12 protein-coding genes are annotated in these 14,067 nt (G+C 39.5%); 6 read left to right on the forward strand and 6 right to left on the reverse strand.

The window, feature by feature from the left end; all coding sequences use genetic code 11:
• Positions 1–16 precede the first annotated feature (16 nt).
• Together JET18_RS13390 and JET18_RS13395 are read left to right on the forward strand one after the other, a co-directional pair.
• Positions 17–487 (forward strand): DinB family protein, encoded by a 471-nt coding sequence (locus JET18_RS13390; protein WP_202091819.1) that lies wholly within the window; start codon positions 17–19, stop codon positions 485–487.
• Between the two features lie 279 nt (positions 488–766).
• Positions 767–2,605 carry a M1 family metallopeptidase gene (locus JET18_RS13395; RefSeq protein WP_202091820.1) on the forward strand — a complete coding sequence of 613 codons (1,839 nt, stop codon included), beginning with the start codon at positions 767–769 and terminating at the stop codon, positions 2,603–2,605.
• 374 nt (positions 2,606–2,979) lie between these two features.
• Here JET18_RS13395 and JET18_RS13400 read toward each other — a convergent pair whose 3' ends face one another.
• The gene (locus JET18_RS13400) at positions 2,980–3,582 is read right to left on the reverse strand and encodes a hypothetical protein (protein ID WP_202091822.1); all 603 of its coding nucleotides are present in this window, start codon (positions 3,580–3,582) and stop codon (positions 2,980–2,982) included.
• Between the two features lie 258 nt (positions 3,583–3,840).
• On the opposite strand from JET18_RS13400, the gene JET18_RS13405 reads away from it, so the two are divergent.
• The 4 genes from JET18_RS13405 to JET18_RS13420 all read left to right on the forward strand — a co-directional run bounded on the left by JET18_RS13405 (position 3,841) and on the right by JET18_RS13420 (position 6,982).
• Positions 3,841–4,599 carry a type III pantothenate kinase gene (locus JET18_RS13405; RefSeq protein WP_202091824.1) on the forward strand — a complete coding sequence of 253 codons (759 nt, stop codon included), beginning with the start codon at positions 3,841–3,843 and terminating at the stop codon, positions 4,597–4,599.
• Between the two features lie 79 nt (positions 4,600–4,678).
• The gene (locus tag JET18_RS13410; RefSeq protein WP_202091826.1) at positions 4,679–5,221 is read left to right on the forward strand and encodes a GNAT family N-acetyltransferase; all 543 of its coding nucleotides are present in this window, start codon (positions 4,679–4,681) and stop codon (positions 5,219–5,221) included.
• Positions 5,222–5,265: 44 nt separating this feature from the next.
• On the forward strand, positions 5,266–5,841 hold the full coding sequence (locus JET18_RS13415; protein WP_202091828.1) for a hypothetical protein: 576 nt from the start codon (positions 5,266–5,268) through the stop codon (positions 5,839–5,841).
• A complete protein-coding gene (locus JET18_RS13420; RefSeq protein ID WP_202091830.1) occupies positions 5,831–6,982 on the forward strand; it encodes a hypothetical protein in 1,152 nt (383 codons plus the stop codon). Before JET18_RS13415 ends, JET18_RS13420 begins: the two co-directional genes overlap by 11 nt.
• 1 nt (position 6,983) lies before the next feature.
• Here JET18_RS13420 and JET18_RS13425 read toward each other — a convergent pair whose 3' ends face one another.
• The 5 genes from JET18_RS13425 to JET18_RS13445 form a co-directional block, all read right to left on the reverse strand.
• Entirely contained in the window at positions 6,984–7,415 is a 432-nt protein-coding gene (locus JET18_RS13425; protein ID WP_202091833.1) for a nucleoside deaminase, read from the reverse strand.
• A complete protein-coding gene (locus JET18_RS13430; RefSeq protein ID WP_228728548.1) occupies positions 7,415–8,041 on the reverse strand; it encodes a hypothetical protein in 627 nt (208 codons plus the stop codon). Before JET18_RS13430 ends, JET18_RS13425 begins: the two co-directional genes overlap by 1 nt.
• 54 nt (positions 8,042–8,095) lie before the next feature.
• Positions 8,096–9,016, reverse strand: a complete 921-nt coding sequence (locus JET18_RS13435) for a helix-turn-helix transcriptional regulator (protein WP_202091835.1) — start codon at positions 9,014–9,016, stop codon at positions 8,096–8,098.
• 199 nt (positions 9,017–9,215) lie between these two features.
• Complete coding sequence (locus tag JET18_RS13440) at positions 9,216–10,244, reverse strand: hypothetical protein (RefSeq protein ID WP_202091837.1); 1,029 nt, start codon at positions 10,242–10,244, stop codon at positions 9,216–9,218.
• 59 nt (positions 10,245–10,303) lie between these two features.
• On the reverse strand, positions 10,304–14,044 hold the full coding sequence (locus JET18_RS13445) for a hypothetical protein (RefSeq protein WP_202091839.1): 3,741 nt from the start codon (positions 14,042–14,044) through the stop codon (positions 10,304–10,306).
• Positions 14,045–14,067: the final 23 nt, after the last annotated feature.

The raw sequence follows: 14,067 nt of genomic DNA on the forward strand, positions 1-14,067 counted from the left end.
GTAAAAATTAAAAACAATGAGCTCATCATCACAACTTGCAAAAAGATTCAGGGAAGTCCTGCTGGATGGCCTCTGGATCGCGAACACGAATTTTAAAGACCAGCTTTCAGGGGTATCCTGGCAACTGGCTGTCACAAAAGTAGACTCTTTAAATACCATTGCCGTGCTTACTTATCACATCGGGTACTACATAGCCGGAGTTGTGAATGTACTGGAAGGAGGGGATCTTGAAATTAAAGACAAGTTCAGCTTTGATCTTCCCCCAATTGAATCTCAGGAGCAGTGGGAGGCCCTCTTAAATAAGCTCTGGACAGATTCGGAAAAATTTGCATCATTGATTGAGGAACTGCCTGATAACAAGCTGGATGAGGTTTTTGTTGATGAAAAATACGGAACCTACCAAAGAAATATAGACGGCATGATTGAGCATGCTTACTATCATTTAGGGCAGATCACTTTAATTAAGAAAATGTTGACCCATCCATAATTTTAAACACAACTGCCACAAATGTTTTTCACGAATATCAAATAAGCCATGTCAAGGTTTTAAACCTTGACATGGCTTCCAGGAAAATATCTTCACGAATCATTAGTGTGTAAAATGGTGCAATAATTTGCGTCATTTGTGTTTAAAAATCTGCAACAGCAAACTTAACCATCAGAATGAAAACCCATCTAAAGTCATAACCCATCAAAAACGCTTAAAATAGCTTCATATTTGAGGGTTTTATATAAATTACCTACCTTTAAAAAAAATAAATTTTAAATGAGAAAATCGGCTGCAATCCTTTTTGCGTTTATCATTTCACAGTTTCAGGCTCAGCAGGGAGCTTATTATCAGCAGGCTGCAAAGTACAAGATGGATATTGACGTTAATGCTGAAAAATTTACCTACCAGGGAAACCAGACTTTAGAATACACCAACAATTCACCGGATGAGCTGAATGTCGTGTATTTTCATTTGTACTGGAATGCCTTTAAGCCTAATTCAATGATGGACCAGAGAGTGGGCGGACAGGGAAAAAATGGAGATTCCAGATTGCAGAAAGAGGGAGTTTCAAGACTGGCCTCTATTCCGAAAGATCAGGAAGGCGCACAAAACATCCACTGGATTAAGCAGAATGGAAAAGAACTGAAGTTTGAGATTCAGGAAACCATTATGAAAGTTTATCTGGCAGAGCCGATTAAGCCTAACTCAACCACTACTTTTACGCTGGATTGGGACGCTGTGATTCCTCAGCAGATCAGAAGAAGCGGAAGAAATAACAGTGAAGGAGTGGATATGACCATGACGCAATGGTACCCGAAAATTGCAGAGTACGACTATGACGGATGGGCTACTTTTGATTATGTCGGAAGAGAGTTTCATGCACCGTTCTCAGATTTTGATGTGACCATTAAGATCAATAAAGATTATGTAGTAGGAGCAGGAGGAATTCTTGAGAACCCGGCCGAAGTAAAAGGCTATGATGCCGCTGCAAAAATTAAAGCAGATAAAAATAAAAAAGCCGTTTGGAGATGGACAGCGAAAAATATGCTGGATTTCGCATGGAGCGCAGACAGGGATTATGTAGTAAAAAGCTTTGATGTTCCTGAAGGTCCGAAAGTATTCCTTGTTTACCAGCAGAACGATAAAACAAAAGTTTGGGAAGAAGCCCAGCCTTATGTAACCAAATATTTCCAGATCATGAACAGCCGTTTCGGAAAATATGTATACCCGACGTATGCATTTATCCAGGGCGGAGACGGTGGCATGGAATACGGAATGTGTACCATGATCCTTGGGGAAGCTAGAGATATGAAAGGGCTGATGGGGCTGATGGCTCATGAAGGAGCACACTCCTGGTATCAGCAGATGCTGGCGACCAACGAATCCGTACGCCCATGGATGGATGAAGGATTTACAAGCTATGCCGAAAGTTATGTAATGTATCAGCTTTTTCCGGAAGAGCTTCCAAACCCTTTTGCCCATAGTGTAGAGGCTTACAGAAACTTCGTGAAAAAAGGTATTGAAGAACCGGCAGTATGGTTTGGAGATCATCATGATAACGGAACTTCTTATAGCTTTGCTTCCTATGTAAAAGGTGAATTGTACCTTGTACAGCTGGGTTACATTATGGGTGAGCAGAATCTTGCCGAAACCTTAAAGCAGTATTATGATCAATGGCATATGAAACATCCGTCTGACAGGGATTTCCTTCATATTGCTCAGAAAGTATCCGGAATGGATCTGAAATGGTTCCACAATTACTGGATCAACACGACAAAAACCATTGATTACGGAATCAAAGATGTGAAGTACGAAGCAAAATCTACCACCATTACTTTAGTTAAAAACGGACAGGTTCCGATGCCAATAGATTTCAATGTACTGACCGCAGATAAAAAGGTCGTTACCTATCAGATTCCATTGAATATGACTCATACCTGGAAGGGAAAAGATCTTTACGGAGATTTTAAAACAATGCCTTACTGGCCATGGACTCAGAAAGAATATACCCTTACGATTCCGTATACAAAAGCTCAGCTTTCTGTTTTAGGCATAGATTTCAGCCAGAGAATGGCAGATGTGAATATGGCGGATAATATTGTAGAAGTGAAATAATGACTCGGGTTTCGGGATTCGAGATGCGGGTTTGAGAGTCGGAGTGTTTTAGGGTTTGAGAGTTTTGAGATGCATATTTATATTTAAGATCTAGTGCTTGAAATCTCATATTGTCCCAAAAATTCACCATTCACTTGTGAAGCAAAATTCACCATTGACATTCTTTAATCTAATAAAAAACAATCCCGCAGAAATTTTCCGCGGGATTTTTATTTGTATTGAAATCTTCTAAGTTTTCAGGTCTGAAATCTAACGTCTGAAATCTGATATCTTGAAAAACCTTCACCATTCACTTGCGAAGCAAAATTCACTATTCACAAACCTTCCAAAAAAATCTGAAATCTGATGTCTGAAATCTGACGTCTAAACCCCACCTACTTAATCCCAAACTGCTGCACCATCCAATGATTCGGATGATTCTTGACAAGATCATTCCTTAACACCTCATCCTTTGTATTAAGATAGCTGTATACTTTTAAAGGAACCGAATCCGGATATTCTTTTAATCCCTGATCTACAGCTGCTTTGGCTTCCTGCTTTTTTCCTGCTCCGTCGAAAGCTTCGCTTTTGTAGACATAGATGATAGCGGGAACTTTTCCGTAGATCTCTTGGGTTTCATTTTCCAGTAAATTCAGGGCTTCAATCTGGAATCCGGTATCAGGTGCTTTCCCGGCCATGGAAGTCCGGCTGATATGCTGCTGGTACATTAAGAAAAGCAGGAGGATATGAAGGTTTTTGGTATCTGGATTTGAGGCTGTTTTTTCAATTCTCTGAACGGTTTCAGGAGTCATTTCATCTTTTTCTGCCTGAAGATTTTTATTATAGAATTCATCAAGGAGATCATAAACAGTCCTGTCATTCTTATCAATCTTTGAATCCTGCTTTATTTTCAGGAATATATCTTTGACCTGATTTCCGGTTTGGGCAAACGTATTCAGGCCAATACAAAGGAACAGGATGAAGATTAATTTTTTCATGGAAGAAGGATAAAATATTTTCAGTTTTTAAAGATAATTAATTGTTTTAATCTATCCAATCGGAGTTTTAAATTTTCAACGGGAAAAATAAAATTATTCCATGGAAGATATTTTATAGCCGGAGCTGTAATGATTATCCCACAGGCAAGCTAAGCAGAGCATAAAGAATTCTTCAAAATAATGCAGATATTGTGTGTTTTTGATCATAAAGCCTTATTTTTACATCTGTTTTTTAACCCAGACAAGCTTAAAAAATTAATGAATTCAATCGTAATCAACGTAGGGAACAGCAATATCAGATTCGGACTTTTTAACGGAGATAACTGTGATATTTCATGGGTGATCAATACAAAGCCCTACAGAACCGTAGATGAGCTTTATGTACAGGTTTTGATGCTGTACCAGACTTATAAAGTTGAACCAAAGGAAATCAGTAAAGTGATTATAGGATCAGTGGTACCGCAGCTTACCAAAGTGATCAGTTCCGCAATCAAGAAGATCCATGGGATTTTGCCGGTGATCGTAGACCGGTCTACCCCTTCGGGAGTTCAGGCCAAATCCAAACAGATGGGAACGGATATTTATGCCAACCTGGTAGCCGCCCACAATCTTTATCCGAACCAGAAGAAGATTGTCATTGATTTTGGAACGGCACTTACGGCAAGCTGTGTCACAGAAACCGGAGAAACACTTGGAGTGATTATTGCTCCGGGAATTGTAACCTCTTTAAACTCCCTGATCAGCCAGACTGCACAGCTTCCCGATATAGAATTGAAAAAACCCAAGTCTGTATTAGGTCTTGACACCGTAACCTGTATGCAGAGCGGTATGGTATACGGATTTCTGGGAATGGTAGAAGGTTTTATAGACCGCATCAACGATGAGGTGAATGACGAATGTTTTGTTGTTGCAACAGGCGGCGTTTCACATATCTACAAGCCTCTGACTGAAAAAATTCACGTGATGGACAGGCTGCATACACTGAAAGGATTGTATTTCCTGGGGAAAGATTTGTAGGTTAAGGTTAAGGTTAAGGTTAAGGTTAAGGTGGCCTTTCGGATGGATTAAAAAGGTTCTGTAGACAAAATAAGAGATCATGAGACGATTAAAGGAATTTCCAAGAATTGAAACTGAAAGACTGATCCTGTCAGAGCTTAAAGAGGGTGATATTCCTGTTGTGACCGGATATCTTCAGGATAAAATTTTCTCAGATCTTACCTCCAATATTCCTTATCCTTACAGTGAAAAACATGCTGAATTCTGGCTGAAAATGTCGGCAGAAGCTTTCGAAAACAATACCGGATTTACTTTTGCCATCCGTAATAAAGAAGAGCAGATTATAGGAGCAATCGGCCTTCATGATCGTGGAGACGACAAAGCAGAGCTGGGGTATTGGATGGGAAAACCGTTCTGGAACAAAGGATACGTTACTGAGGCTGCCGGAGCGCTTATTGATTTTGGGTTTCGTGAACTCGGGATTAATAAAATTTATGCCACATACTTCCTCCACAACCCGGCTTCCGGAAGAATTATGGAGAAAACAGGTATGGAGCGGGAAGCCCTGCTGAAACAGCATCTCAAAAAAGGGGACGAATACTTTGATATTATGATGTATTCTGTTTTTAAAAATAAGAGATGATTTAACTTTTCGGGGAAGAAGGGATCAAATTCCAAAATACTTCCATGAAAACAATTTCCTCTTTTCTCGCTTTACTGATAAGCATTTCTGTTTTTTCACAAACCAAACTCATCGCTTTTAAAAGTCACAGCGGACATGCTGAATACTTTGATAAAGCCATTTCAGAAGATCTTTTCGATGCTAATTTTTCAAATCTCGGAATAGTTCCGAAAAGGTTTGTAACAGATGCAAAGCTGGATTCTGTAATCATTCTGAATGACGAAGAAAGCATTCTGGTAACAAGTTCGGCAAGCAGAATAATGGTGAATAATGAAAAAAGAGAATGGCAGCCGGGAAGAGAAACGGTACGCAAGCATCCGCTTTTTTCCAAAAAGAATATTGACAGTGTAAAAACTGTTCTGAAAAGAGACTACCATTTTATCAATGATATGGACAGCGTTGTTTTTGTAGAATACGACAAGCAAAATAAATCCTATAAAGAGATCAAACCTTCCACGGCAAAACCAAAGAAAGGAAAATCAGACAAAACACGGGGCGGACTTCTGCTTGGGGTGCTGATGATTTCCGGAGTTTCGGGATTTTACAGCTGGAAAAGGAATAAAAAAAATAATGAGAAGTAGGCTGGCTGCAGGTGTAGGAATGTTCTTCCTGCTTTTTATGCTGTTTTTTCCATTAGATTTCCTGGGGGATTTCCAGAAAGAAATATCATCATTCTTATTTGGAGATCTTACAGGCTGGATAGTGAAACAGGTTTTTCAAGCAGATCACGCCAGAATAGATTTTTCTTCGGACAGTCTTTCCATGCTTGTTCTGGTCATACTTTTACTAATTATTTCAGTATTCATTACGGCATTAATTAAAGAAAAACATCTTCCAAAACTTCTTTACTTTTCTAAAGAAATAGCGGTTTTATATATTGCCGTGGTCCTGCTGAAGTATGGATTGGATAAAATTTTTAAAGCCCAGTTTTATCTTCCCGAGCCCAATATCCTCTATTCCCGTTTCGGAAATTTGGATAAAGACATCCTGTTTTGGAGTACGATGGGAACATCCCGGTTGTATTCGATATCCATGGGTGTATTTGAGCTTTTAGCAGCATTGTTGATCCTTTTCCGTATAACCAGAACGCTGGGATTATTGATCTCTGTAGGAATTGTGATTAACATTCTTTTCATCAATCTTGGATTTGATATTTCGGTTAAATTCTTTTCATTGATCTTATTGTGTATGGCTGTTTTTGGATTAAAAGATGAGTGGATTCCGCTGTACCGGTTTTTAATCTTAAAACAGAAAATCCAGCTTCAGGAAAATACGGAACCGTCTGTAAAGCTTCTTCCGGTTTGGATCTTTTTTAAAACCGCTTTTGTTGGAACTTCGCTGGTGATGATCCTTTTTCCTTATATAAATTCAGGAAATTATAATGATGATCTCAGTGAACGGCCTTTGCTTCACGGGGCTTTTAAAAATGCAGATAAAAATTCAGATCTTCAGTATATTTTCTTTCACAGGAATCATTATGTGATCCTGATGGATAAAGATGAAAAGACCAGGGATTTCCATTACAGCTCAGGTTCAAAGGATCATCTTATTCTGGAAGATTACGGTGGGCGGAAAACCAACGTCCGTTTTTCATATCAGAAAAAAGACAGCCTTCTCACACTCCGTTTTGGAACATCTGTGATTGTAGCCAGGGAAGAGAACTGGAGAAAAATGAACGCATTACGTCCTCTTTTTCATTCCACGATAGAAAATTCTGAATAACTTATCTTTTGCTTTTAAAAAACGCCTTTACGATTGCTGAGCATTCATTTTCCATAACGCCGGTAATTATTTCTGTTTTTGGATGCAGAGACAGATGTTTGTTGATAAATCCTCTCTGCTCATCTCTGGCACCGATCACTACTTTAGAAACCTGCGCCCACGAAAGAGCTCCGGAACACATCACACAAGGTTCCATGGTGACATAAAGGGTACAGTTGATCAGGTATTTTCCACCCAGAAAATTGGCGGCTGAGGTGATGGCCTGCATTTCTGCATGGGCAGTCACATCATTTAATGTTTCGGTGAGATTGTGAGCCCTGGCAATAATCCGGTTATTGGAAACCACTATACATCCGATAGGAACCTCATCTTTTTCAAGTGCGGCTTCTGCTTCCTGCAAAGCCATTTTCATGTAATATTCGTCGGTAAACATCAGTCCTGAAGCGTTAAAGTGAGCGGAAGCCTGAAGCGGGACCGTACCATATTTCCTTTGGCTATGGCGGGAGAAAATTTATCAGGAATGGAGTAGATGGCAATTTCAGCCTGTCTGTTAAACGTAAAATTATCACCTTCAGCCTGTACATTGCTGATACTTCCGTCCTTTTCTATCATGAATATCACATTGGCTTTTACAGTCTTGGTTTCTGTGTAAACTCCGCCTGTGTAGAAAAGTCCCGCCACTTCTTTTTTCAACATTTCCATTCCGCCTGGATATTCTGCCGGCTTTTCAAGAATTGAAGTGTTTACGGGAAGGAGGGCTGGATTATTTTCATTTTTTTTGATAAACTGAAGGTCTTCAAGGTTCCTTACCTTTAAAAGTGCTCCTATCATGGCTACATTTTCAATGCTGTCCATCTTTTTCATGAAAAAAAGGAAGTCATTTTTTACGGCAGCTTTTTTTACGAGATTGGGTTCTGCGTCAAATTTCTTTTTGAATTCTGTATTCAGCATGCTCCTGTGCTGGTTGTAATAGTTTTTTACCTGCCGGAACTCCTCCTTCTGCTGGGAAAAGCAAAAAGAAGACAGGAGGCTGAATATGCACAATATTAAAGCTTTCAAAAGAGTATATTTATGTAAATGTAATCAAAAAATATGAGCTTTTCACACTTAATATCAGCTTTCAAGATAGCGGTTCAGGGATTCCTGAAGATGGGTTCTGATGTCATCAACTAAACCTTTAGGTTCCAGGACGGTTACTTCTTTTCCATAAGATAAAATCTCCTGCATAAAGTCATAAGTAGGGTGGAGAAAGAACTCGAAATAGATTTCGTCCGGAGTTTCCTTGGTTTCTTTCTGAGACTGGTGAAGCGGGAAACTTCTGATGTATTCTCCCTGGTGCCTGCTGCATTTCATAACGATATTCTGAGGCCTCTGCTCTGCAAGATTCATGACGCCAAATGCATTTTTGAAATGTTCCCTGAAATTATAATTATACTTTTCCCGGAACTTATTGTCGCTTACATCCAGATAATTTACCCTGTCCAAACCGAATGATTTCAGAACTTTGTCCTTAGTGTCAATGGCAATAAGGTACCATCTGTCCTTGGATTCCTTTAAAGCCAGCGGATGAACCTTCCGGGAAGTCATTATTTTGTTTTTGTAGTTGTAATGTTCGAAACTTACCACTCTTTTATTACGGATGGCGAAGAAAAGATCATAGAAATGCTCTATTCCGGTAGGTTTGCGGCTTTCGAAAAAGATAAAATCTGAAAAATCCGGATGAAGGTTCAGGGCATTGCTTACCTGGAAAGATTCCAGTAATTTCTGGTTGTATTCATCCACTTCCATGATGGGGCGGCTTTCAATATAATACCGGTTATCGCCTTTCTTTTTGTTGTGAATGGAAAGATTAAAAAGATCGGAAATCTCACGGATATCCCTTTGCAGCGTGCGGATCGAGTAGCTCTTGATTCCTGCATCCTGAAATTCGAAAGAATTGAGAAGATAGTCCTCCAGCTGGGAATAGGTAGCCGGAGAACTTTCTAATCTTTTGATAATTAAGGCATATCTTGTCAGATAAAAATCTTTTTTCATTCGTCTATAATTTTGCTGCAGCACCGCTGCGTTTCATGGTAAAATTTTATAAGACAAATATATAGGCTTAATGCGACAAAACGTGTCGTGTTTTAATTTTTTAGACTACTTTTTACTTTATTTTTTGATGTCTGGAAAGTTGGAAATAGATATCTTTACAAAAAGCCGCAACGATAGCTGCGGCTAATAAAATTAAATATTATTTAGGAATTAATGGAATGCCAGGATTATCTTTTATGATTTGTTTAATGAGCTGATCATAAACAGCATCTCCTTTTGCCCTGCTATATCCTACTTTAAATTTTTTTGAATAATAGATTTGGTATTCACTAATTTTCTTTGCCTGTTCAGGAGTCAGAACAGCAGTTCTGTCAACAAGTTCATATACTTTTGCTCCTATACTGTAGAGCCAAATGTCTTGTTTTGTAACCGTAATCTTATTTGAAGAAGTATTGATATACGACCATCCGTTGGGATTTATCCACGAATCTCCTGTGGTCAGAAAACAATTCAGGATCGATCCGAAATTGATTACAAAAGGATTATTTACCGGAAAATGTCTGCTGATTTCAATTTGCGTAAAATTTGAGTTGGCAAAAATCTTTATTTTTTTATCTGTCATTTTTGCCATTTCATATAAATATTCCTTATCATCAGCCTCGTTACAGGCTATGGAAAAGAAAGAAAAATTATCTTGGATTGTATTTAATAACAAACGCAGACTCAGGTAAGACTTAACATGTCTCAGTTCGTAAGTTCCACTATGTAGTTTGTCACATTCCTTTCTGAAATCTTCAAAATATTTATCATCAAGTTCCGTAATATCTTTCTTATCCATTTTTTTATAAACCTCTCCCAAAACCTGGAAGTCCTGGTAATGAAGAATTACTTTTATAGCATCTCTTACAGTATGATCTGAGTAAGTATTACCATGATGAACTATAGCAATATTCTTGAATTTATATTTCTTGGCAAGCTCTGCAAAACTGTCATAATTGGCAAAAGAAGGAATGTGTCTCACCAGCCAGATGTTGTTGTGAGTATCATCAAATTGATCTTTTCCATCAGATTCTAATACAATGAGTAAATTTTTCCCTGTTTTTTTGATTTGTTGTTCCAAATCGTCTACATCCGGTCTCTCCCTGTCAAGTCGTTCTTTTCGTTTCTCCCGTTCCTCATCGGCAAGTGTTTTCGCACCATAAACTCCTATAGGTCTGTAATTATACATGATTTTTAATTTAATTGGTTAAAAAAAACCGGCGGTCTTTTACAACCGCCAATTTTGAATTATTTAAAAATTGTTGTCAGTTCCTTAGGTAAGGTCGAGGTATCTCCACCATGCTGAAGCTTTATGTTAGCAAGCTTGAAAGCACTCTTTGTTTCCAGTTCCTTCGGATTCTCACAGTTTTTCGGATCATCTTCAGGGAACAATGGAAGTGCCTGTTCTACTTCAAGTCCTACAGACTGCGCCTGAAGAATCGTTAAAGTGGTAGGGATTCTCGTGATCCAGTATTTACCCTGAGCTTCTCCGGTTGGCTTTCTCAGTTCGTCTACGATAGACATGTATAAAGGATCTCCGATTACAGGAACTTCGCCTCCGTTCCAGATTTTTCCGGTACTCATGAAGAACTGTACAGCATCTTCAAAACCTGGTTTCACGGTTACGATTACTCTGGCCATACCTGCCTGAAGGAAGTTTCTGAACAACGGATCTACACTTTGCGTAAGATACATTTCCTGCCATCTTTTTCTGTCTGCCCAGTAATACGGGTAGAACGTATAATCCATGATGCTCCATTCAAATGCCTGTTCCATGAACTTCGCTAAAGCGGTGTACTGCTCAAGGTTTTCGCTCAGGATCACTTTGAAATCGCTCATCTGGCTTCCGGACGTAAATGACTGTCCTAAAGTATTAAGATAATCCTGCAGAAGGTACGCGATACAGTTGTGCTTCAGAATTACAGATTCCATTTCACGGTAGAAGTTCCCCAACTTTTCTTTGTTGGCTTCTTCCTCTTCTTTTGCTTTGTCCTGTAGTTCCTTCTGTTTTTCAAGGAAAACAGCGTAAGCTTCGTCATACGCTTTGATGATGGCTGTAAAATTCTCCTGGATCCATGATTTCATGAATGCCTGGGAAAGTTTACAGGTAATTTCGAAGGCAATATTCACAGAGTCGATATTGATACATCTGTAGGCAAAATCGTAAGAACCGGTTACGTTCTGAGGCGTGAAATAGGCAGTTTCGTCAATGGAAGTTCCACCAGTAGAGAAAGGAACCATTCCTCCCGCAAAGTTGCTGGTATAAAGTGTACTTGTTCCTCTTCTGTTTCTTTCGAAGCCATAGAACATTTTTACACTGCTTGCTTCGTAGTTCACAGGAATATCAATGGTTCTGTGTCTGTATTCCTCGTTTCCGTTTACTTTTTCCCACTGTTTTCCTAAAATAAGGTTGATCGGGGATTTCGGAAGTTCAGTAAGTTTCACATTATAAATATTAGCCCAGTATTCGATCTGATCTTTGGTGGCCACCTGAGCACTTGCCATGCCCCATGGTTTTTCGGCTTTTCTCGGATCAGCCGGAGCTGTTAATGTGTCTGCTTTAGAAACTGCAGTCGCCAGAGTGTGAAGTCTTGCCGGTTCCGGGATCATGAATTCGAACATGGTACGCTTACCGTAATTGTAGATCTGGTTTTTCATTTTTTTATCTACCCATCTGTATACTCCGGTAATGTGCTGAGGATTTTCCTGGCTGGCCTGGCCTCTGTTGTCAAATTCGTGAACGTTGGTTTCCGTATATTCCTTGATGATCTTCTGAACACGCTCTTTATTGATCTTCGTAAGGACACGTTCCATAGCACGTTCTGTAATTTCCTGGGATTTTTTCACCGCCTGTTTCGTACTGTCCTGTTGTGACGTATTGTTGGCGTAGCTTCCCCCAATTTCGTATTTAATCACTTCCGTATCGTACGTGAACTTTGTGGTGGCAGTGATGTTCTGCTCCTTCTTAAGCTCCTGAGCGATCTCCGTCTGCATTTCATTTCTGTCTGCCCTTGTTGTATCAGAAAGCTTTTCACTTTCTATAGATTCCGAAGTGGTATCCGTGATTTCGGAATAATCTCTTGCTACAGAAGACTTGTGGCGCAGCTCACTGGCCATTACATTCTCAATGTTGGAAACTTCTCCCGGAACATATGCATGAACGCTTTGCTCTACTTTAAGATAATCTGCAATACCCAATCTCTTCACACCGAAGTGTTTCGGTATAAAGGTTCCTGGCTTAGGATTTTCGATTCCTCCGCCCGGATTTCCGGTTTCATCTTTAATATCTTCTACATACAGTACATCAGTATAAGCCTGATTAGGTTCTACTCCCGAAAGATCAAGAGAAGCCTCTTTACCGTTGTTGAAATAGATTTTAATCTGAATATTTCGGATGTATTTACTGAATTTCCCCACCATAACGGAAGCCAGAGTCACCTTACTGTCTACAACTTCGATATTGTTATAGCTTTCCTCAAAACTACCTACATCCGAGATGATAGATAACTTAGCTGAAGCCATTCCCCATGCTGAACTTTCCGCCTGATAATAGAAGGTAAGATAAGCCGGGCTGCCGGAGAAAATACTTCCCTGAGGCGTTGCCTTTAAATAATACGATCTTGGCGTTACCTTAGCCGCATATTGTGTAAAAGAATCTGCTACAGGAACAAGAACGCCCCCAAGACTCGCAAAAGTCTGCTCCTGAACAGGTGTTTTGTTATAAAGGGCCTGAGACTTTTCAGTGTGCTCTTCATCAATTTTGTCAAAAACTTCAGGATACGTATCGAATTCATCGGTAATGGAAACTACTGCTTCTCCCAGCTGAAGTCTTCTGTCAGATACTACATTGATTGATGTAAAGTCAAAACCGTCTTCAGGCTTTTGCCCGCTGGATAATACTGTAAATTTGTCAACGAAGATTTTCAAAGAATCCAGTGAAAGCATTGCCTTGAAATCTCCGAAATTGATCTCATCCTTATACGTGAACACAAAAGGAGGAATAGAAGGCTCTTCAAGCGTTGCATACAAAGCATTGATCTGTTCTTCGGTCATGCCTTCTTTGATCTGGGCCTGAATGTCTCTCAGCTGGTTTCTGTATCTGTCCAGGGCTGGCTGATTGGCTGCAAGATATTCCTTGTAGGCTTCATCATAAGCTTTGTTTCTTGCTTTCTGATACACTTTCTGTACTTTCTCCAGTTCAGCTTTCAGCTTGTTTAAACCATCTTTTTCAAGGTTAAGGTTGGTGAGTTCAAGGATCTTTTCTCCTTCGGCTTTCAGCTGCTCTTTGGCAGGAACAGAAAGAGTAGCTTTACTCATATTAATAGCATCTTTCCCGATAGCCGATTTTCCTACCGTGAACGGCTGTGTTGTATTGGGATTTACTGAACCGGTACTTTCTCCTTCATAGCCATCTCCGAAAAATTTCATCGGAAGGACCACTCTGGCTTCACGGGCTTTTGCTTTAAGATCGGAACCATTAATTTTTACCAGTTCTTCTGTAGAAGGGAGAGCACATACATAGCCGAAATGAAGTGCTTTTAAAATATGAGCCACCGCTTCTTTAACATAAAAATTATTCTGGGAAGCTGTCTGGTACATCAGGTTGTCCCATAAAACGCTCAGCTGTTCAGGAGTAGTTGTTTCATAAGCATTGATGGCATTGCTTTCTTCAAAAGGTGAAAGCTCTTCCTGTTTTGAAATTTTTCTGCCTATTTTCAAAGCTTCTGCAAAAATTCCTTCTTCCACTTTAAGCTCCGTTTCGAAACCGGCATTGTTGAAGGATTTTGAAGCACGTTCCATCGCCTGGAACTTATTCAGTGCCGAATCAGCAGGATTGATATAAGAATCGAAGTAGCTGGTTAAACCTTTTTGAGGTCTGTGGATGAAACCTAAGTTCTTGCCTTTGGTTTCAGTTAATTGAGGATTTCTAAGGCTTACAAATCTGAAAAGAGTTTGTGAAGCATTGTTGGTTGTGTCGTTTGTTGCCATTTTAATAATTGTGTGTTGTTGTG

Source organism: Chryseobacterium endalhagicum, from assembly GCF_016745235.1.
Classification (GTDB): domain Bacteria; phylum Bacteroidota; class Bacteroidia; order Flavobacteriales; family Weeksellaceae; genus Chryseobacterium; species Chryseobacterium endalhagicum.

Bases quoted from the DNA above. Each gene is read 5' to 3' on its own strand.
- JET18_RS13425 (WP_202091833.1), bottom strand. From the start codon at position 7,415: ATGTTTACCGACGAATATTACATGAAAATGGCTTTGCAGGAAGCAGAA.
- JET18_RS13410 (WP_202091826.1), top strand. From the start codon at position 4,679: ATGAGACGATTAAAGGAATTTCCAAGAATTGAAACTGAAAGACTGATC.
- JET18_RS13390 (WP_202091819.1), top strand. From the start codon at position 17: ATGAGCTCATCATCACAACTTGCAAAAAGATTCAGGGAAGTCCTGCTG.
- JET18_RS13405 (WP_202091824.1), top strand. From the start codon at position 3,841: ATGAATTCAATCGTAATCAACGTAGGGAACAGCAATATCAGATTCGGA.
- JET18_RS13435 (WP_202091835.1), bottom strand. From the start codon at position 9,016: ATGAAAAAAGATTTTTATCTGACAAGATATGCCTTAATTATCAAAAGA.
- JET18_RS13415 (WP_202091828.1), top strand. From the start codon at position 5,266: ATGAAAACAATTTCCTCTTTTCTCGCTTTACTGATAAGCATTTCTGTT.
- JET18_RS13440 (WP_202091837.1), bottom strand. From the start codon at position 10,244: ATGTATAATTACAGACCTATAGGAGTTTATGGTGCGAAAACACTTGCC.
- JET18_RS13420 (WP_202091830.1), top strand. From the start codon at position 5,831: ATGAGAAGTAGGCTGGCTGCAGGTGTAGGAATGTTCTTCCTGCTTTTT.
- JET18_RS13395 (WP_202091820.1), top strand. From the start codon at position 767: ATGAGAAAATCGGCTGCAATCCTTTTTGCGTTTATCATTTCACAGTTT.
- JET18_RS13400 (WP_202091822.1), bottom strand. From the start codon at position 3,582: ATGAAAAAATTAATCTTCATCCTGTTCCTTTGTATTGGCCTGAATACG.
- JET18_RS13445 (WP_202091839.1), bottom strand. From the start codon at position 14,044: ATGGCAACAAACGACACAACCAACAATGCTTCACAAACTCTTTTCAGA.